1 protein-coding gene and 1 pseudogene are annotated in these 517 nt (G+C 40.2%); one reads left to right on the top strand and one right to left on the bottom strand.

Features of this window, described 5'->3' with window-relative positions; translation table 11 throughout:
- On the top strand, window positions 1-159 hold a 159-nt coding region (locus GMD6S_RS10130; RefSeq protein WP_008295374.1), incomplete at its 5' end, for a class Ib ribonucleoside-diphosphate reductase assembly flavoprotein NrdI.
- A gap of 80 nt (window positions 160-239) precedes the next feature.
- Here the strand turns inward: GMD6S_RS10130 and GMD6S_RS10125 are convergent.
- A pseudogene (locus tag GMD6S_RS10125) lies at window positions 240-517 on the bottom strand (hypothetical protein); the annotation flags it as partial.

Genomic DNA, 517 nt, shown 5'->3' with positions numbered 1-517 from the left:
CGCAATTTTAACAATCAATACTGCCTAACAGCCAAGCAGTACAGCCAGCGTTTTGGTTTCCCCGTTCTAGCAGATTTTGAAATGAGAGGCATGCTGGGAGATATTAAAAAAGTCGCAGCAATCATTGCAGACTTGTATGAGTTAGAGACAGAAAAATAAAGTAGTACTGAGGGGCAGTTGAGATTTTCAACTGCTTTTGAGTATGCAAAAAGCACCCTGTCAGGGTGCCATTTTATAAACTATCCTGCTTTTCCGATGGCAAGTGCATAGATAAAGAAAATAGCAAAGCCAAAGAGGAAAATCAATCCTGCGATAGCGAGGAGTTTTAGCCAAGAAGGAAGATTTTTATTCTCACGTGTCACCAATACATAGTTCAAAAGAGCGAAGAATGGTGTTGTCAGGAAAGAACCGATCATGGCAAAGCGAAGCATGGTTGAAACTTGTCCAGCAAAGAATTTAATAATTACGATACCAATGATAGCGGTAATGGTCATCCAGATGTTCAAAGATTTGCGAG

The sequence above is a fragment of the Streptococcus sp. GMD6S genome, from assembly GCF_000297015.1.
Note: the sequence above shows the minus strand (reverse complement) of the source record. Positions and strands in the feature narration are given on the sequence as shown.